Source organism: Ruegeria sp. B11, assembly GCF_056539785.1.
In genome coordinates this window covers 481,724-499,305 of the sequence record NZ_JBQFVO010000003.1, presented here as the reverse complement: position 1 = coordinate 499,305, position 17,582 = coordinate 481,724, and the positions used below count along the sequence as shown (strand labels likewise).

The 17,582-nt window shown below is 56.9% G+C and carries 20 protein-coding genes; 3 read left to right on the top strand and 17 right to left on the bottom strand.

Translation table 11 applies throughout. The features are described from left to right. Positions 1-2: 2 nt before the first annotated feature. Complete coding sequence (locus ACR0I1_RS14155; protein WP_170392553.1) at positions 3-890, top strand: MurR/RpiR family transcriptional regulator; 888 nt, start codon at positions 3-5, stop codon at positions 888-890. Positions 891-918: 28 nt separating this feature from the next. Here ACR0I1_RS14155 and ACR0I1_RS14150 read toward each other — a convergent pair whose 3' ends face one another. After that, positions 919-1,677 (bottom strand): SDR family oxidoreductase, encoded by a 759-nt coding sequence (locus ACR0I1_RS14150; protein ID WP_480706946.1) that lies wholly within the window; start codon positions 1,675-1,677, stop codon positions 919-921. A 19-nt stretch (positions 1,678-1,696) separates the two neighbouring features. Continuing rightward, complete coding sequence (locus tag ACR0I1_RS14145; protein WP_480706945.1) at positions 1,697-2,692, bottom strand: quinone oxidoreductase family protein; 996 nt, start codon at positions 2,690-2,692, stop codon at positions 1,697-1,699. A gap of 91 nt (positions 2,693-2,783) precedes the next feature. Between ACR0I1_RS14145 and ACR0I1_RS14140 the strand changes: the two genes are divergently transcribed. Further along, complete coding sequence (locus ACR0I1_RS14140) at positions 2,784-3,620, top strand: LysR family transcriptional regulator (RefSeq protein ID WP_480706944.1); 837 nt, start codon at positions 2,784-2,786, stop codon at positions 3,618-3,620. Positions 3,621-3,623: 3 nt separating this feature from the next. On the opposite strand, the gene ACR0I1_RS14135 is transcribed toward ACR0I1_RS14140, so the two are convergent. From ACR0I1_RS14135 to ACR0I1_RS14065, 15 genes are all read right to left on the bottom strand, one after another. Beyond that, positions 3,624-4,316 (bottom strand): SDR family NAD(P)-dependent oxidoreductase, encoded by a 693-nt coding sequence (locus ACR0I1_RS14135; RefSeq protein WP_480706943.1) that lies wholly within the window; start codon positions 4,314-4,316, stop codon positions 3,624-3,626. A 111-nt stretch (positions 4,317-4,427) separates the two neighbouring features. Then, positions 4,428-4,934, bottom strand: a complete 507-nt coding sequence (locus ACR0I1_RS14130; RefSeq protein WP_480706942.1) for a nuclear transport factor 2 family protein — start codon at positions 4,932-4,934, stop codon at positions 4,428-4,430. Positions 4,935-4,987: 53 nt separating this feature from the next. Next, the gene (locus ACR0I1_RS14125; protein ID WP_480439098.1) at positions 4,988-5,482 is read right to left on the bottom strand and encodes a nuclear transport factor 2 family protein; all 495 of its coding nucleotides are present in this window, start codon (positions 5,480-5,482) and stop codon (positions 4,988-4,990) included. Between the two features lie 58 nt (positions 5,483-5,540). Further along, on the bottom strand, positions 5,541-6,494 hold the full coding sequence (locus ACR0I1_RS14120) for an alpha/beta hydrolase (RefSeq protein WP_170513551.1): 954 nt from the start codon (positions 6,492-6,494) through the stop codon (positions 5,541-5,543). A 113-nt stretch (positions 6,495-6,607) separates the two neighbouring features. Then, positions 6,608-7,495 carry a helix-turn-helix domain-containing protein gene (locus tag ACR0I1_RS14115; RefSeq protein ID WP_170392546.1) on the bottom strand — a complete coding sequence of 296 codons (888 nt, stop codon included), beginning with the start codon at positions 7,493-7,495 and terminating at the stop codon, positions 6,608-6,610. 155 nt (positions 7,496-7,650) lie between these two features. Beyond that, positions 7,651-8,067: a universal stress protein gene (locus ACR0I1_RS14110; RefSeq protein WP_170402133.1), complete on the bottom strand. Its 417-nt coding sequence runs from the start codon at positions 8,065-8,067 to the stop codon at positions 7,651-7,653. 208 nt (positions 8,068-8,275) lie between these two features. After that, positions 8,276-9,454: a UxaA family hydrolase gene (locus ACR0I1_RS14105; RefSeq protein WP_170392544.1), complete on the bottom strand. Its 1,179-nt coding sequence runs from the start codon at positions 9,452-9,454 to the stop codon at positions 8,276-8,278. 12 nt (positions 9,455-9,466) lie between these two features. After that, complete coding sequence (locus tag ACR0I1_RS14100; protein ID WP_170392543.1) at positions 9,467-9,772, bottom strand: UxaA family hydrolase; 306 nt, start codon at positions 9,770-9,772, stop codon at positions 9,467-9,469. Positions 9,773-9,790: 18 nt separating this feature from the next. Then, positions 9,791-10,753, bottom strand: coding sequence for an alcohol dehydrogenase catalytic domain-containing protein (locus ACR0I1_RS14095; protein ID WP_480706941.1), 963 nt, complete (start codon positions 10,751-10,753; stop codon positions 9,791-9,793). Next, positions 10,750-11,487 (bottom strand): SDR family oxidoreductase, encoded by a 738-nt coding sequence (locus tag ACR0I1_RS14090; RefSeq protein ID WP_170802058.1) that lies wholly within the window; start codon positions 11,485-11,487, stop codon positions 10,750-10,752. The genes ACR0I1_RS14095 and ACR0I1_RS14090 overlap by 4 nt, the downstream gene beginning before the upstream one ends. An 8-nt stretch (positions 11,488-11,495) precedes the next feature. Next, positions 11,496-12,803, bottom strand: coding sequence for a histidinol dehydrogenase (gene hisD / locus ACR0I1_RS14085; protein WP_170392540.1), 1,308 nt, complete (start codon positions 12,801-12,803; stop codon positions 11,496-11,498). A 36-nt stretch (positions 12,804-12,839) separates the two neighbouring features. Next, positions 12,840-14,171 (bottom strand): TRAP transporter large permease, encoded by a 1,332-nt coding sequence (locus tag ACR0I1_RS14080; RefSeq protein ID WP_170392539.1) that lies wholly within the window; start codon positions 14,169-14,171, stop codon positions 12,840-12,842. A gap of 15 nt (positions 14,172-14,186) precedes the next feature. Then, complete coding sequence (locus ACR0I1_RS14075) at positions 14,187-14,702, bottom strand: TRAP transporter small permease (RefSeq protein WP_170420467.1); 516 nt, start codon at positions 14,700-14,702, stop codon at positions 14,187-14,189. A gap of 102 nt (positions 14,703-14,804) precedes the next feature. Continuing rightward, a complete protein-coding gene (locus tag ACR0I1_RS14070) occupies positions 14,805-15,950 on the bottom strand; it encodes a TRAP transporter substrate-binding protein (RefSeq protein WP_170392537.1) in 1,146 nt (381 codons plus the stop codon). A 32-nt stretch (positions 15,951-15,982) separates the two neighbouring features. Further along, on the bottom strand, positions 15,983-16,174 hold the full coding sequence (locus ACR0I1_RS14065) for a hypothetical protein (protein WP_170392536.1): 192 nt from the start codon (positions 16,172-16,174) through the stop codon (positions 15,983-15,985). Positions 16,175-16,330: 156 nt separating this feature from the next. Between ACR0I1_RS14065 and ACR0I1_RS14060 the strand changes: the two genes are divergently transcribed. Further along, positions 16,331-17,383, top strand: coding sequence for a LacI family DNA-binding transcriptional regulator (locus ACR0I1_RS14060; RefSeq protein WP_480615068.1), 1,053 nt, complete (start codon positions 16,331-16,333; stop codon positions 17,381-17,383). Positions 17,384-17,582 lie beyond the last annotated feature (199 nt).

Here is a 17,582-nt window from a genome sequence, read left to right as displayed (position 1 = left end):
TCATGAATGGGACAGATGTATCAAATTTAGTTTTGGAACGGCTGGCGGAAGAACTGTCTCAGTTGACACCCGAGGCACGCAAGGCTGCGACCTATGTGCTTGAGAACCCGCGCGACGTGGGCGTATCGACTGTACGCGAAATTGCTGAAGCCGCCAATGTGAAACCCAATACCATTGTCCGAATGGCGCGGCAGGTGGGGTTCGAAGGCTACGAAGATTTCCGGGTTCCCTTCCGCGAGGCGATCCGGCGCGGGCAGGCCGATTTCCCGGAACGCGCGCGTTGGCTGCAGGATATTCGTAAGTCCGGCAATATGGGCGGGCTTTATGCGGATATGGTTCAGGACGCCCTGCGCAATGTCGAGGAGACGTTTGCCAATATCTCGTCCGAACAGCTGAAAGCCGCCGCTGAAGATATCTGGAATTCGCGTAACGTGTTCGTGCTGGGCGTTGGCGTGAACAATTCGAATGCGCGAAACTTTGTTTATCTGGCCTCGACGGGCATGGTGCAGTTTCATGCTATCCCGCGCGCTGGATCAAATCCGATTGACGATCTGGCATGGGCGGACAAACGCGATGTGCTAATTGCGATGACCTGCAAACCTTATCGGAATGAAGTGGTCGAGGCGGTGCAAGTTGCCCGAGAGCAGGGCATGACGGTGGTCGGTCTTTCTGACAGCCCAGCCAGCCCTGTTCTGCGCAATGCACAACACGGGTTCGTCATCTCGGCGGATACGCCGCAATTCTTCCCGTCATCAGTAAGTACTATCGCATTGCTCGAAACGCTTTTGTCGTTCGTCATTGCAGTGGCCAGCGACGAGATCGTCGAAAGAGTGGCGACCTTTCACAAGCGTCGCCATCAGCTAGGCCTATATCACGCGGAAGAGCCCTGATTGGATCAGGCCAATCCGCATTGGCCTTTCAGCCACGCACTAGGTGACCACCATCCACATCCAGCACAGCGCCCGTGAGATAGCCATTTGTCATTGCCATTATCACGGCTTGGGCGATGTCCTCTGCCTCACCAATACGTCCGACGGGCAGGCTGTTACCAACCTGAGCGAACATGGCCTCGCGAGCCTCATTGGACATTGCCGCGTAAGCCTCGGTCGCAACCATTCCTGGGCTAATGCAGTTCACGCGCACACGACCTGATAGCTCCAATGCCAACCCCTTGGACAGGGCTTCGACCGCCGCGTTCACGGCCCCAAGACCCGTTGCACCGGCAGAGGGTCGGCGGCTGAGGACGCCAGAAAAGAAGGTGATGGAGCCGCCTTCAGTCAAGACAGGCAAGACTTCACGAGCCGCCACATAGGGCCCGATAAATTTAGCCTCGAACATCGCGCGCAGGTCAGTGGTTGGCAATTCGGCGAAGGCCCCACGCGCTGCGCTTGAGGCAGAGATGACCAGATGATCTACTTTTTCAAGGCCGCTGGCCCAGGACTTCATGCCAGTTTCGTTGGTGGTATCGACCGGTGCGATCTGAACTCCGCCTCCGATGTCTGCCGCTGCTGCCTCCAGCGTGGCGAGACTCCGGCTGGCGATGGTAACTTTCGCACCGAGCGCCACCGCCAGCTTTGCGGTGGCCTTACCCATGCCGCTGCTGCCGCCAATGATAACAACGTGTTTGCCGATGAGGGCCGTTTCGAAAACCGAGTTCATTGCTTTGGTTCCTTGCATGTCGTGTCTGTTAAATGAGTCAATCGATGCTGAGCACCAACTTGCCGGTGGTTTCGCCCGCCTCTAGGCGGCGATGCGCTTCCGTAGCCTTGGCGATTGGGTATGTGGTGATCTGAGGACGCAGAATGCCAGTTTCCAACAGCTTGAATACCTTGGTCATGTCCGCGCCGAATGCAGTTGGTCGGTTGGAAAAATACGTGTAAATATCGCTGACCCGCACTGAGACAGATTTCTGGAATTGTTTCGCCAGATCCTCGGCAAAATCGCCAGCTGGCGGCCCGGCAAGGAATCCGAAGAGCACAGCCGTTCCAAGGGGAGCCAGCGCATCAAGGTCTGATTTCAAGGAGTCACCGGAAACCGGATTCAACGTCAGATCAACACCGCGCCCACTTGTGATCTCTGGCACCAGCGTGGCCACGTCCTGAGTACGATAGTCGATGACAAAATCTGCTCCTTGCGCCTGGGCGTATCCGACCTTTTCAGTGCTGACCGAAGCGATCACAGTCATGCCCAGATGCTTGGCGATGTGGAGGGCCATCGTGCCCACTCCGCCTGCAGCCGCATGCACCAGTACGGATCTTCCGGCCGCCGCACCGCCCAGATTGACCAGCATGTGATAGGCCGTCATTGCGTTTACAGGGATTGCTGCTGCGGTTTCAAAGGCGATGGTATCGGCAATTTTGGTTACATAAGGTGCACTTATTACGGAATGCGTACCATAGCCGCCCGCACCAATCGGGCCCATCCATGCGACGCGATCACCCACGGCGAAACCAACGGCATCTTTGCCCGTCGCTTCGACGATTCCGGCACCTTCAACGCCGGGTACATGGGGCAGGACTGGCATCATGCCCTCTGGCATTTCGCCACGGCGAATAATCGTATCGATAAAATTCACCGCCCCGGCATGATTACGGATCAGGATTTCTCTGGCACCGGGGTGTGAGACAGCTTGGTCAACGCTTCGCAGAACTTCGGGCCCGCCAGTTTGGGTGATTTCTATCGCATACGGCATCATGCATCTCCTATTGTTTCGCAGAAGATAGCGGTGACGCAATTTCGTGATAATAGTTGAATTTAGAAAGCATTATCTCATAAATAGAATTATGATCTACAACGACCTTGGCCTGTTTACTGTTGTCGCCCACCACCTCAGCTTTTCCAAAGCTGCAGATCGGCTGGGTATTCCGCTTAGCAGGATTAGCCGCAGGATTGCCAAGTTAGAGGATCATCTGGGCGCTAAGCTATTCGAGCGCACGACAAGGCAGGTGCGCCTGACCGAAGAGGGGCGCCGTCTTCTGGATCGTTGCCAGGATCCGATTGAAGCGCTTCAGCGTGTTGCGGGTTTTACCGATGACACGCGGCACCACACGATCCGCATTACGGCCCCACCCTTGGCAGCTCGTACAACGATTGGGCCAAAGCTGGTGGATTTCGCCGAACAAAATCCTCAGGTCCAGCTTGAACTGACGACGACTAACATCATGCTGGATTTTTTCGCGGACAATATCGACCTCGCCTTTCGGGTCGGTCCGCTTGCGGACTCCGGTCTTGTTGCCAAGCGGTTATGGTCAGTTCCATATTGTTTTTGCGCAGGGCAGGGCTTCATTCGAGAGCACGGGCTTTCGGGTCCTTTAACGCGACCGAAGTTCCAGACTCTTCCTGCGCTGATGGCGGGTCAACCTTGGGTACTGGAAACGGGAGAGACGGTGAATCCAGCCCACATAGCCCATAATATTGGCGACCTTGATGTCATAGCACAGGCCGCTCGTCGTAATCTGGGGATAGCGATGTTGCCGAAGGATATGGTGGAGGGCGATCTGCGACGACTGGAAGTTGAGAATACTGTCCCGCTGACTCGAGACATGTATGCGGTTTATCCCAGCCGTCGCCTGTTGCCCGAGCGTGTCAGGAAACTGATCGATTTCATGGCGCCGAGATAAATCCTACCAATCAATTTGCACCCCATCCCGAAAGAAACCACCTGTTGGACCGTTCACGGGGAGTGTTGCAGCCCACACGACGCCCTTGGCCCCTTCGGACACCGGGCGACCACCCCCGCCCATGTCAGTGGCGACCCAGCCGGGGCACACTGCGTTGACAAGGATGCCTTCGGGTTTCAAATCAGCCGCAGTCTTGATGGTCAGTGCATTGAGCGCCGTTTTCGAGATGCCATATCCAGGAGTGCTGGATGACATGCCTGTCAGCGCTCCTGAGCCGGAAGACACGTTTACAATCCGGGCATCATGACCATTTTGAAGCAAAGGAACGGCCGAAATGGTTGTTGCCCAGGCTCCGAAGAAGTTGGTCTCGAAAGCACGGCGCACGCGCACCAGGTCGGCGCTGAGCGCGTGCTGATCCGTGTCGTAGTCAACGCCTGCATTGTTTACCAGTATGTCGAGATATCCGTATTCGGAGTTGATCTTATCAAAGGCAGCGTTGACCGAGCTCTGATCGGACACGTCCAGTTGCAAGGCCTTAGCTCCATGCCCAATCTCTTCGGCCGTGGCTTGTCCTTTTTGCGGGTCGCGCGATGCTACCAAAACAAATAATCCATGATCGCGGGCCAGTTGTAGGGCGACTTCTTTGCCGATGCCTCGATTGGCTCCGGTCACAAGTGCGATACGTTGTTCGGTCATGAGGTTTCCTTTGAATTTTCGTCAGTTAACCGAAAGCAAAGCCTAATAGTGAGATTGCCAACATCGCTCTGGCAAGGCAACCGGCGCGCAACGATTCGGCGTTAACTGATGTCAGTTGGCCCCGGCCCCGCGTTCACCGGCGAGGGCGACGAGACCACGGTCGCCGGTTTCCCAAAGAGCGGTCATTGTCATCGCTGTTACAACCCAGCGGTCACCTGTTTTTTCCAGCACATAGTCATAACGGCCGCCCAAAACCCATAGGCCATCGTCAAGACGGTGGGTGGCGGTGAAATCAGCCTGCGCTGTCGCGGCGATTTCTGAAACTGAGGTGATTGCGTGGTTGGTCACCATGTGATGCGTGCTGTCGAACCCGGGCAGGAAGGCGGCCCAGCCCGCAACAAGTTCGTCAGCGGGTTGGGTTGCCGGGTCTCCACCCCAAAGGCTGGTGTAGTCAATGGTGACGTGATCGGCGAAGGCATCCCTTACACGGGTCCAATCATGCCGGTCTGCGCCTGCAGCGATATCCGTTAGGGTGCGGGTGATGTCGGTTTGATCGGCCAATGCAGGGCCTCCAATCATTGTTATGGCGGTGAGCATGGCGATGAGGGATCGTTTCATATCCGGGTCCTTTGTCAGAGTTGGACAAAGCAACGTACGTTGCTGCGCCTGCTTCATTCATTAGCCAAGCGTTCAGGCACGGGCGCTAAGGTGTATTGCGACCAAAAAAACGTATTCGCCGCATCCTGATCGGCACTGAGATTGGTGGCCTCGACGATCTTGCCGTTCTCGATCCGGTAAACCAGAGCCCAGATGGTATCGACATTCGGCTTACCTTCGGCGTTGGACCAGCCTCGGTGAATATCTACAACATGGGTTTCATCCGCGCCAAAGTAGATCGGGTCAGCCTGAAACCCAGCTGCGCCCAACTGGGCGAAGAAGGCCAAAACTTCATCCCGACCGTTTTTGGTGCCGCTCAGCGGATGGCGGCCGGGAATGTGCCATTGTACGTCCTCGTCCATGACTGCGGCGATTCCATCAAGGTCGTTCGAGCCGTAAGCCGCAAAAAAGTTCTGAACCACTTTCATATTGTCTTCGGGGGTATCGGCCATTGCGTTGCCTCCCATAACGGTCGCGACCGCGAGTGCTAGTTGAAGTTTTCGGGTCATTAGGGTCTCCAAGGGAATGAGGCGTCGGATAGCGAGGTCCGACGCCTGATCAGCAGGATCAATTATCCAATCCGGCGCGGAAGTGGTCGGCAACGGCGTCGGCCGCCCGTGTCACGTCCTCGGGGTTGTCGTAGAAATCGAACTGCGTGACATCCTCGAGCCACTGCGCAGTCGCGTCACCGGCAAATCCGGCAAGGAAGGTCTGCACGCCCTGCGGGATCGCTGCGCTTTCAGAGTGAACAATGGTCAGCGGTTTATCCAGACGCTGTGGGTTGTCGGCGGGATGGTAGGTCAGCCAGCCTTCCCAGCCTGCATTGTTCCATTTGTCATCATATTCCGGGATCGCCCCACGGTCCGCCTCATAGTAGTAGCCACCGATCGGCATCAGCACGCCTTCGGCACCTTCTGGACCCGCGGCAGGAATGATCTGGCCCCCGGCGGCTTCGGCAGCCCGAGAGACTTGAAGCAAGCCGGCAACACCTTCTGCGCCGCCGTAGACGGCCTCAACAATTTCGGCGTTCTGCAGCCAGGGAGCAACCAAACCAAGTCGCTGAACCAGCGGGTTGCCCGAGACGGCATCGACCATATAACCCGCTGAGGCGCAGATACCCAGCCCATTGATGTGCTCGGCGTCCACTTCTGGCAGGGTCGCTATGAATTCGATCGCTGCCTTGATGTCCGAGGTCTTGGCTTCGGGGCTTTCGACAAAGCGCGCTTGGTTCGGCAGATCGCCGGATTTACCCCAGCCCCGGAAATCGAAGGTGAAGGCGGCAAATCCGCGTTCGGCCATTTCCCGGGCATAGTTCGCCGGCATCTGTTCTTGTACCGAGGTCCAGGCCCCTGTGACCACGACCGTTGGCAAAGGTGCATCGCCGCGTTCTTCGGGTAGGTACAGTGTGCCGGATAGGGTGGCACCTTCATTCTCAAAGGTGACAATGCGGGTTTCGACCTGTGCGACGGCAGCTGTCGAGGCCATTAAAGCCGCAGCGGTATTCAGAGCGAGGGTTTTCATCGCGATATCTCCCAAAGTCTGTCTGGATGGGCGCAAGCCCGATGACGAAAGAGATACGTTGCCGGAGGTTCACTTGATTGCACCGGACTGCTGTGTTTTTGAATGATCCTGCATCAAGCCATGTTGGCCGCGCGATAAGCCTTGGGGGTTTGTCCCACCACCTGTTTAAAGCTGCGCGTGAAATGAGCCTGATCGGAAAAGCCACATTCCAAAGCGATATCACCCAGAGGACGCTGCTGGTCTTGCATCATCTTCATCGCCTGTTCAATTCGGTAGGCCATGACATATTGCATCGGGGTCGTGCCCAACGTCTCTTTGAACATGCGTGCGAAGTGCGAAGGGCTCATTCCCGCCTCGGTCGCGAGCTGCTCAACGGTTATGGTCTGATCCAGCCGGTTCTGTACAAAGGCCAAAACGCGCTGGTAATGCCGGGATGTGAAGCGGGATGACAGCTGAACATCTTCGATCCGGCGTTTTCCATATTTCTGGAGCAGTTTCACTAGGAATACGCGGCTCATGGCTTCGAACATCACGACCGAAGACATGTCGGTCGATTCCAATGCGTCACGCAGTATAACGCCAGCCGTGCACAGATCAGGGTCCGAGAACTGCGGCAAATCCCGAAATTGCTGCGGGTCAAGCAGCATGCCCAGCTCGGACTGAGCAAAGCGTTCAACCTTAGCCGGGTCCAGCGTGATAACGATGACATCAGACGTCGCGTACCATTGCCAACCCGATCGCATACCAGCCGGAGTGACGATGATTTCATCCTTGTGAAACATGAAATCCCGCAACTCACCATCCCTCCAGTTCCGAACTCTGTGCGGAATGGTCTGGAGATTGAGAAGCACGTGATGCTCTTTGAAAACATCCTCGGGCATCTGATCCGGCTCAGCCCGGAAATACCGAACGGACATCAACCCTGCAGCCGAAGGCCGCTCGATCGCATCGCTGTTTAGTAAAGGTTCCGAGGGGTAAATGTCCGCATATCTCGAAGGCAATCGTCGGCTCCCATAGTGTACCTGGGCAATTCTCGCTGGCGTCGATCGCACACGGTTGAAAACATCCAACAGGGGTGCGAACCCATGGAGTGGTTCCGTGGCCACCTGCTTCTCGCAACGCAGCCGTAGCGTTCGGGTCGACGCTTAGAGAATTTTCAAGATTGCGGTCGCTGAATCAAGACGGAACACGATGCCCGACGAGAAACACGCGCTGCCGTTGATCCGAGAAAATAGTCCATTGCCGATGGGTGATGCGCTCCGACAACAATCAAATCAGCGCCGATTTCACGTGCGAACTCGGTAATGCGCAGCCCTGGCTTTCCCGTTTCTACCTGGCAGTTTATATCGGTCGCTTCTCCGGCGATCGACTTTAGGGTTCCCATGATTTTGTTGGTCAGATGGTTCTCGGATTTCACTGTCACGAATTCCGCTGTAAAACCCGGGATCTGTTCCAGAACTGTAAGTAGTGTGATCTTTCCGTCAGCTGCCAAAAGCTTGCGGGCAGTGGTGATTTTCTCGGCAACCAACTCTTCATGATCAATGGCAACGGGGATCAATATGGATTTATACATGTAAAGCACTCCCAGTGAGTTTCGGCGATGTCAACGAGCAGGGCTTGGTGCATCATAACTTGATAAGTACTTTCAGAATTAAAGGTTCTGATCTGTTGCCCAGGACCCCGCCCTGCCTTAGTGGCCAAACACCTCGAGCCGCGCCCATTCTGGACCTCGGTTCAAGAGAAAGACGGCCACCGCATATGCAATGGCCGCCTTGAGGTTACTATGCGCTGCGATACAGTTTTGTCATCGAGAATTCCCGATGTCCCAGCGCCTCTGCCGCGGTGTTACGGCCGTTTGCTGTCCTGCGGATCATATCGATCAGAGCATCACCAGCCTGATCGATGGTTTGTTCGCGCCGCAAGATGCCTGAAACATCAACATCCACATGCTCGCCCATGGTGCGCACTGTACGCGGGTTCGCGGTGATCTTGATGACCGGAACGATCGGGTTGCCCACCACGTTGCCCTGACCTGTCGGGAAGGTATGGATCACAGCACCGCCCGCCGCCATCAGCGTCACACATTCCGCCGCAGCTGATGAACTGTCCATGAAGTAGAGGCCTTTGCCCGAGTTAGGTTGCTCGGCAGGTTCCAGAATGTCGATATACTGCGAAGTCCGGCCGATCTTTTCGAGGTTGCCAAGCGCCTTTTCCTCAATGGTGGTCAGGCCACCTTCGATGTTGCCCTTGGTTGGCTGACTGTCGCTGAGGTCATCGGTCTGATGGGCAAAGATTACATCGTCCTGATAGGCTTTCCACATCTTGTACCAGCGTTCGCCCACTTCTTCATTGATGGCGCGTTTCTGGCAGATATGTTCCGCCCCGGTGATTTCCGAGGTTTCACCAAAGAACCCGGTGATCCCTTCGGGCAGCAACTTGTCATACATGTTGCCAACGGTTGGGCAGGACCCCAGACCCGTTGTCGTGTCGCTTTCACCGCATTTGGTCGAAATCCAAAGCTCGTTGATCGAGCATTCCTCGCGCTGGACCTCGGTGGCCTTGTGAACAAAATCCTTGGCGGCCCATGAAGCGCGCCGGATGGTCTCGAAGTCACCGTTCTGTTCGATTGAGAACTCTGCCACGTCCTTGCCGGTCTCGCGGATGCCGTCGGCAATGCGTTTGGTCCAACCCGGCTCGATGCCGATCACCACCACCGAGTGGACATTCGGGTTGGCCCCTGTGCCAATCATGGTGCGGAAATGCAGCTCGAGGTCCTCGCCGAACTGAAGGCGGCCATAAGCGTGTGGGATTGCCAGCGTGCCCTTGACGTTGTTGGCGACTGCCTCGCAGGCGGCGTTGGAAATGTCATCGACGGGCAGGATCAGCACGTGGTTGCGCACACCAACCCGGCCGTTTTCGCGCCGGTAGCCCATGACAGTCATGTTTGAATATTTGCTCATGGTATTAACCCCTTACCAGCGCTTGGTCTTGCAGTTTTGCGTGTGGACATGCCCGCCGCGTGGGATGTCAGCGATGATCTTGCCGATATCCTCACCATACTTGATCGCCGTATCGCCGTTCTTGAGGTCCGTGAGCGCAATCTTGTGGCCAATCGGAACATCCGCACCTGCGGTCAGGCGAAAGGTCGAGTTGTCATGTGTAATACAGCACAGCATGTCGGTGCCTGCAGTCAGGCCTTCGACGACCACGACACCGACATTGTCTTCCTCTTCATGCACCAAAAGGTGCGGTATTTCATTTGGGGCTGGATTTGACATGAAGGTCTCCGGTTTTTGCTATGGTTTAAGGATGGTTTTCGGCGCAAGCGTCTTGCCAGCGCGAATGTCTGTAAAGGCCGAGGCCCCGTCGGACAGGTCGCGGGTTTCAACCCAGTCAAGCGTCCCGAGGCGGCCCTTGAACATGGCATTGCATGTGTCGCGGAAGTCCTGTGCGGTATAGGTGTAGGTGCCGATTAGCGTGATTTCCTGCAGCGTGATGCGTCGGATATCCAATCCACCTTCGGAACTGCCTAGGCCGATGTGCAAAATCACCCCGCCCGGGCTGACGAGAGCCGAGGCAACCGCACGGGTAGACGCAAACCCCACTGCGTCGATCACCAATGGAATGTCCTGTTCCGGTGTGTCCACAACAGCGATTCCACAGGTGTCGCGAAGATAGGTCGCACGGGCTGCGTTGGGTTCGGATAAGGTCACCTGCTCGACCCCCATCGCAGTGAGCGCGAGAGCTGCCGCTAGCCCGATTGCCCCGCCGCCAATCACATGGGCACGCCGTTCGTCTGCCGGGTGCAGGGACGCAAGCCCCAGCCGCACCGCATGCCAGCTGACTGCAATCGGTTCCGCGAGTGCGGCCTGCTCCAGCGTGATATGCGAGGGCACTTCAATCAAATTGCGCTCTGGGATAGCGACGTATTCCGCAAAAGCGCCTTCGCGCGGCGGCATTGAGATGATCTGTCGCGAGGGGCAAAGGTTCTCACGTCCGGACCGGCTGGCCGCGCTGTTGGGGTCGTTTACCAGCGGATTGATGGTTACGCGGCGACCATCAGCAGTCACACCGGCCCCCTCATGGCCCAGGATCAGCGGTGCCGGGCGGCGATCATCATGGCCCAGATAGGCGTGCATGTCGGACCCGCAAATACCGACGCTATCGATGCGGACGAGAACCTCATCGGGGCCGGGCTCCGGGTCCGCGAAATAGCGGTATTCCAGTGTTTCGACATCAGTGTAAACCAAAGCTTTCATTTCGCTGTAAACCCTCCATCGACCATCAAAACTTGCCCGGTCACGTAGGCACAGGCATCAGAGCAAAAGAACAGCAACGGGCCGTCGAGGTCTTTGGGCTCACCGTTGCGACCGATACAGGTCTGCGCAGCATTACGGTTCGCGCGTTCAGGATCATTGAACACTGCAGCCGTCAGCTCGGTTCGAAAGAACCCAGGGCCAATCGCGTTTACGCATATTCCGCTCGATGACCAGGCCTCGGCCATTGCTCGGGTCAGCTGTGCCACGCCGCCCTTTGACGCCCCATAGCTAAGCCCACCTGGAAAAGCTCGGCTGGACTGGAGCGATGCGAAATTTACGATCCGTCCCCAGCCTTTGGCCTTCATATCGGGCACTAGGTGCTGCGACAGAAAGAAGGGAACGGCAAGGTTCAATCCCAGTGTGATGTCCCACCCCTCAGGCGATACATCATCCGCAGCCTCGCGCGTGTTGATCCCGGCGGCATGCACCAGAATATCCGGTGCCCCAAACGGCTGCGACGCGGCAACGGCCAGCTCCGCCAACCGATCACGATCCGAAAGATCCCAGGGCAGGGGATGGACCTGATCCAGCTCGGCCAACGCTTCTGCACGTCGCGCCACGCCCACGACCTTAGCGCCGGCATGCGACAGTACCTCTGCCGCTCTGCGACCAAGGCCGGAGCTGGCCCCGGTCACAAGAGCGGTATGTCCAGTGAGATCAGGATGATAGGTCACGGGTTGGGTCAGTCTTCGGCTGTCAGGTCAAAGTTTTCATCGGGGAAGAACTTGGCCAATCGAATATCCGCGGTACGCGCGTGCCCCTCCATACCTTCAAGGCGTGAGATACGGGCCGTCGCCTGCGCAATCGGCTTCATCGCATCAGCGGTCGAGCGCTGCCAGGTCACGATCTTCATGTATTTATGGACGCTGAGGCCACCGGTGTAAGTGGCCGCCCGGCTCGTGGGCAGCACGTGATTGGTGCCCGAGGCTTTGTCGCCAAAGGCAACCGTGGTCTCTTCGCCCAAGAAAAGCGACCCATAGCACGTCAGCCGATCCAGCCACCAATCAAGATCATCGGCCATGACTGTCAGGTGTTCCGGGGCGTATTGATCCGATGTCGCCGCCATTTCTTCGCGATCCGCGCACAGGATGACCTCGGCATAATCGCGCCACGCAGCCGTAGCGTTTTCGCGGTTCACTTCGGGCAGGTCCTCGATCAGCACTGGCACCAAGCGCATAACCTCTTCGGCGAGGTCGCGATTGTCTGTCACCAGCCAAACCGGTGAGTTGTATCCGTGCTCGGCCTGCCCAACGAGGTCAGTTGCAACAACCATCGGATCAGCAGTGACATCCGCAAGGACCAGACTGTCCGTCGGGCCCGCGATCATGTCGATGCCGACACGCCCGAACAGGATACGCTTTGCTTCGGCCACAAACTGATTGCCGGGGCCCACAAGGATGTTAGCCTTGGGAAGCCCGAACAACCCGAAGGTCATCGCCGCAACCCCCTGCACGCCGCCCATGGCCATGATCTTGTCGGCGCCACAGATATGCGCGGCGTAGACGATCGCAGGCGCGATACCGACATCCGGGCGCGGCGGTGAGCACGCGACAATGTGCTTACATCCCGCCACCTTCGCCGTCGTCACGGTCATGATCGCGCTGGCGATATGGCTGTAGCGCCCGCCTGGGACGTAGCAACCGGCTGCATCCACCGGGATCATCTTCTGGCCAGCGGTCAGGCCCGGCACAACCTCGACTGCGATGTCGGTCATGGACGCTTTCTGTGCCTCGGCAAAGCGTTTGACGTTGCTGTGGCTGAACTCGATGTCGCGCTTCAGCTTTTCTGGCACGGCATCCATCGCGGCCTGGATTTCGGCATCGCTGAGAATGACGTTACCTTCGTAGTTGTCGAATTTGGCTGCGTATTCCAACGCCTTGGCATCGCCACCTGTCTCAATGTCGGTCAGGATTCCCTGCACAATTTCACTGACATCTGACGCTCCGCTGCGCGCGGTCAGCGTGGCTTTCTTCAGGTATTCACGGGTCATGAATTAGGTCCTTTTCTTACCGCGTCTTTCGGCGGCTTATCGATAGACATCAGGCAACAGCGAGGTAGAGAACGCCGGGATATAGGCGATCATCAACGTCACGATCAGCATGAAGAAAACAAACGGGATGGCGCGGTAGGCGATCTTGAGGATCGACTCGCCCGTAATCCCCGACACCACGAACAAGTTCAGCCCCAAGGGTGGAGTAATAAACCCGACCCCCAGCGCGGTGATCATCATGATGCAGAACTGAATCTGGTTCATCTCAATCTCTTGCGCCAACGGGTAGAGGATCGGTGCCAGGATCACGATGTTGGGCGTCGTTTCCATAACGCAGCCCGCAATGATCAGGATAAGGACCATCATGGCGATCAGTACGAATTCGTTACTGCTGACTGAGGTCAAAGCTCCGACAAATCCTTGCGGCACTCCAATGATCGCCAGAGCTTCGGCCAGAGGGATCGAGAAGGCGATGATCGGAAGGATCACACCGTTGACCTTGGCCGAACTGACCAGCATGGCCGGGAAGTCGGACAATTTCAGTGTGCCCAGGATAAACCCGATGAATATGGTCACGACGACCGCCACGGCACCTGCCTCGGTCGGGGTCAGTTTCCCCGAGAAGATGCCGTAGAAAATGATGCCGGGGACAAGGAAAGCGTACCAGCCGGACTTGACCGTCTTCCACAGGTTCGCGCGCCATTCAGCTGCGGTCATCATGCCGCCGCCTTCCCAAAGGTTCAGCCGGTTCATCACGACGTTGGTGATCAGGATGGCCGTCAGGATCAAGAGGCCGGGGATCAGCGCAGCAAGGAACAAGGTCGAGACCGCTATACCCAGCACGAGGCCGATGATGATATAGGCGATAGAGGGCGGGATGAGGATGCCGGTGCAGGCTCCTGCTGCGACCAAAGCACAGGCGTAGGGGCGGGGATAACCGCTCTCGACCAGCCGGTCGATAGTCATGCGCCCTACCGCTGCCGCACCTGCTGCGTCCGACCCGGAGATCGCCGCGAACATGCCACAGACCAGGACGGTGGCCGAACCGAAGCCACCCTTGGCCCAACAGGTCAGGGCTTCGGCGACGTCCAGAAACTTTCGACTGAGCCCGGTTCGGACAAGCACGTCTCCGGTCAGGATAAACAGCGGCACAGCTGTCAGCGCGAAGGCATCGATGCCCGAGAACAGCTTTTCGCCGACAAGGCTCAGCGGCAATGCGCCGGACATGATCAGCATTGTGATCGATGCTGCGCCGATCGCGGCCCAGACCGGAACGGCGAGCGCGACAAGAGCGACGAAGAGAATGACGGAGGCGTAGAAATCCCACCCAAGTTCAAGCGTTTGACCGCCGAGTTGTTGCCACATCATGGCTCAGGCCCTCCCTTAATCAAACAGCTTGTCGCCTTCGTAGACGGGACGGCCCGTTCGAAGGTCGGCAATGTCGCGGACGAAGGACTGCACCAGTCGAAAGATGACCAGCGCGAAGCCAAACGGCACCGCCATGAGGAAAAAGACCTGGCTGATCCGCAGGCCGTGTGTGACAGACCCGAATTTCCAGGACACGTGGACTGTCTCCCACGACCAATAGATCGCGACGAGCGCCACGATGAACATCACGATGTCGCCGAAGATATAGAGCAGCGTTTTGACCGTGCGCGGGACGTAGTGCATCAGAACATCAATGCGGATATGCCCGCGTTCCTTGACCGCGGCGGCAGCACCGATCCATGCGAGATAGATAAACGCATACCGGACGATTTCTTCGCCCCAGATGGACGAGTAGGCAAAGACCTCGCGCCGGACCACTTCGATGAACATCGTGCCGACGAGCATGACGTAGAAGACTAAAAGCAGCCAACGTTCGGCATTTTTATCAATCGCTCGAAAGAGCTGAGACATAGCATCCTCACTACCGTCACGCGGCGGCGACGTGTTCTAGTGGGTTTTTAATGGGCAAACATCGGATGAGCCGACGCTGGACGCGCCGGCCCGAAGACGCGATCAGGCGTCGTGCACGTAGTATTTCGCACGCGTGTCTGCGGCTTCTTCCAGCTTGGCGAACGCATCCATCGATCCGGCCAGCTCGGTCTTGAAGCTGTCCCATTCGCTGCGCTGATAGCCACCGGCCTCTTTCCATTCGCCCAACTGATCTTCGCTGAGCGAGTGGAACTCGACGCCGTTCGCGATCAATTGAGACATGGCGTAGGCACGTGCCGAAGGCACTTTGGACAGGTTCTGCTGCTGGGTGACTTCGCCCGCAAATTCGATACCTTCCTTGACGTCCATCGGCAGGCTGTCGAACCATTCAAGGTTGATCGAATAGACCTGACTGTCCGGCACCGCCTGAGTGAAGGTCACATGGCTGAGGATCTCACCAAAGCCGAAGACATGCAGCGCGCCCACCGAGGGATCAAGCGCATCTGCGACGCCTTGCCGGATCGCTGACGGAGTCTCACCCCACGCAACAGGCGTCGGGTTTGCACCCACCATCCCGTAATACTGTTGCAGCATTTTCGAGCCAGGCACGCGGAATTTGACACCGGACATATCGCCGGGGGTGATAATTGCGTTGCCTCCCTGGCGAACAGCGACGACGCGCGGATCGATAACGATATACATCAGCGCTTTAAAGCCGGATGCCGCGATCTTGGGGTCTACTTCCGCCTTCCAAGCTTCGGAGGAAGTCAGGTTCGTGAACCGCTGGTTGGACCCGCAGAAATATGGAAGGTTGATCAGATCAACCACACTCGCAAAGGGCGCGAAATTCGATAGCGAGTGTTGCGCCGCTTGTATTGTCCCGCCCTGAACCGCCTGCGCCAGTGCTCCGCCCGCGCCAAGCTGACCACCGGGCGCCAGTTTCACATAGACCTTGCCATTCGTCATGTTCTGGATGTTTTCTTTCAGGTCCAGCTGCATGATCGGATAGCTGCGAGACGCGCCCAGTACATAAGCCGTTGCCAGCGTCATCTTGAATTCAGCCGCGTTTTCGCGATCGCGTTCCTCGGCGGCGGTCTGTGCTGCCGCTTCGCTGGACCACAATGTCCCAGCCGCGCCGGCGACCATGGCCGCCGTGAACGAGCCGGTGCCCGCGAGTTTCAAAAAATTCCGACGCTCGGCCGAAGCCAGCTCCTGTTTAGTCTTGTCCATGTGTTCTCCTCCCGTTGGACTTTTTTTCGGATTTATTCCTTTGATTTTTTCTCCGAAATTTCTTTTGCTTCGCTCCGCAGAATGCCGATCGAAAAGGCGATGGCCGCAGCAAACAAGATCAACATTTCCCAGATATTGTTGACCAAGGGCGCATTCGAGACTGCTCCGATCACTACGTTCGCTACAAACGCGAGCAGCAATATTCCAGCTATCAAGTATGGCATGCGTCCTCCCCAACCCATCCAATGTCTCGCACTGAGTCGCCTGCAATGTAAGCGCTTACATTTTGTTATGCAAGCGCTTACATTGCATATGTGCTGTAGGTTCCCGACAAATCGTGCTTTTGATAGAATTCGTCTTGAGCTAGTTGCCCATCCAGAATGACAAGAAAAACCATGCCTCAAAGCGGTCACGAAAACACAGTCCCAACCCTTGCAGATGTTGCCCGACATGCGAACGTGTCCACCGCAACCGTCTCGCGGTGCCTGAACTCGCCAGAGCGGGTAGGGCAAAGCACAAGGGAACGAGTTCTGGCAGCTGTACGAGAACTTGGGTACGCGCCAAATTTCGGAGCCCAAGCCCTTGCAGCAAGGCAGACAAATACGATTGCTGCCGTGATACCGACTATGGAGAACGCTGTTTTTGCACGCGGACTACAGGCGTTTCAGGAAGAACTGGTGCGGCATGGTAAAACGCTTCTGGTTGCTTCGTCCGCCTATGATTCAGAGCTGGAAGAACAACAGGTGCGTGCGTTGGTAGCGCGGGGTGCAGATGGGTTGCTGCTGATTGGGTACGATCGCGAACCGGAGATCTATGCGTTTCTGGAAAAGCAGCGTGTACCAACTCTGATCGCCTGGTCATTTGATCCTGACCAATCCCCGCCGGCCATCGGCTTTGACAATCGGGCTGCGATGTTTGCCCTTGCCCGGCAGGTCATTGGATATGGGCATCGGCATATCGCGTGTATCTCTGCTCCAACCGCTTCGAATGATCGGGCAAGGGAACGCGTTCAAGGCATTCGGGATGCCAAACAAGAGGCCGGTCAAGACCCGAATACAATGTTTCTTGTCGAGACCGCTTACGGCGTTGAAACTGGTGAAGTTGCTTTGCGCGAGGTCATGACAGCCGCACCAGAAACGACTGCCGTGATGTGCGTCAATGATGTTTTGGCGGTCGGAGCCTTACGTGCGGCTCGGGAAATGGGGCTTGAGGTGCCTAGAGACCTCTCAATTACCGGTTTTGACGATATCGAAATTGCAATGCTCGCCGAACCCGCTCTTACGACGGTACATGTCCCACATCGCGAGATGGGTCGTCGCGCCGCTGGGATGCTGATCCAGATACTCCGTGATGCGCACAGCGGTCAAAGTGTTGAGTTGCCGACAGAAATAAGACTACGTCAATCACTCGGTCCTGCCCGCACTGTCGAGTGATCCTGTCCTTTAAGGCTATCTCTGGAAATCTACTCGCTCGAATCAACCAACGATGTACGGTCCGGATTCGGCATGCGCGGCCAATCCAACTTGAATTACTGGTGTGAATAATTCTTAGACTCAGAGTTTATGGCTAGCAGACCAAGAGAGCTGTGAGAGTGATTGCTGAGAGGAAGGCCTTTGTGCGCGGCTCATCCGT

Bases quoted from the DNA above. Each gene is read 5' to 3' on its own strand.
- ACR0I1_RS14155 (WP_170392553.1), top strand. From the start codon at position 3: ATGAATGGGACAGATGTATCAAATTTAGTTTTGGAACGGCTGGCGGAA.
- ACR0I1_RS14150 (WP_480706946.1), bottom strand. From the start codon at position 1,677: ATGCAAGGAACCAAAGCAATGAACTCGGTTTTCGAAACGGCCCTCATC.
- ACR0I1_RS14145 (WP_480706945.1), bottom strand. From the start codon at position 2,692: ATGCCGTATGCGATAGAAATCACCCAAACTGGCGGGCCCGAAGTTCTG.
- ACR0I1_RS14140 (WP_480706944.1), top strand. From the start codon at position 2,784: ATGATCTACAACGACCTTGGCCTGTTTACTGTTGTCGCCCACCACCTC.
- ACR0I1_RS14135 (WP_480706943.1), bottom strand. From the start codon at position 4,316: ATGACCGAACAACGTATCGCACTTGTGACCGGAGCCAATCGAGGCATC.
- ACR0I1_RS14130 (WP_480706942.1), bottom strand. From the start codon at position 4,934: ATGAAACGATCCCTCATCGCCATGCTCACCGCCATAACAATGATTGGA.
- ACR0I1_RS14125 (WP_480439098.1), bottom strand. From the start codon at position 5,482: ATGACCCGAAAACTTCAACTAGCACTCGCGGTCGCGACCGTTATGGGA.
- ACR0I1_RS14120 (WP_170513551.1), bottom strand. From the start codon at position 6,494: ATGAAAACCCTCGCTCTGAATACCGCTGCGGCTTTAATGGCCTCGACA.
- ACR0I1_RS14110 (WP_170402133.1), bottom strand. From the start codon at position 8,067: ATGTATAAATCCATATTGATCCCCGTTGCCATTGATCATGAAGAGTTG.
- ACR0I1_RS14105 (WP_170392544.1), bottom strand. From the start codon at position 9,454: ATGAGCAAATATTCAAACATGACTGTCATGGGCTACCGGCGCGAAAAC.
- ACR0I1_RS14100 (WP_170392543.1), bottom strand. From the start codon at position 9,772: ATGTCAAATCCAGCCCCAAATGAAATACCGCACCTTTTGGTGCATGAA.
- ACR0I1_RS14095 (WP_480706941.1), bottom strand. From the start codon at position 10,753: ATGAAAGCTTTGGTTTACACTGATGTCGAAACACTGGAATACCGCTAT.
- hisD (WP_170392540.1), bottom strand. From the start codon at position 12,803: ATGACCCGTGAATACCTGAAGAAAGCCACGCTGACCGCGCGCAGCGGA.
- ACR0I1_RS14080 (WP_170392539.1), bottom strand. From the start codon at position 14,171: ATGATGTGGCAACAACTCGGCGGTCAAACGCTTGAACTTGGGTGGGAT.
- ACR0I1_RS14075 (WP_170420467.1), bottom strand. From the start codon at position 14,702: ATGTCTCAGCTCTTTCGAGCGATTGATAAAAATGCCGAACGTTGGCTG.
- ACR0I1_RS14070 (WP_170392537.1), bottom strand. From the start codon at position 15,950: ATGGACAAGACTAAACAGGAGCTGGCTTCGGCCGAGCGTCGGAATTTT.
- ACR0I1_RS14065 (WP_170392536.1), bottom strand. From the start codon at position 16,174: ATGCCATACTTGATAGCTGGAATATTGCTGCTCGCGTTTGTAGCGAAC.
- ACR0I1_RS14060 (WP_480615068.1), top strand. From the start codon at position 16,331: ATGACAAGAAAAACCATGCCTCAAAGCGGTCACGAAAACACAGTCCCA.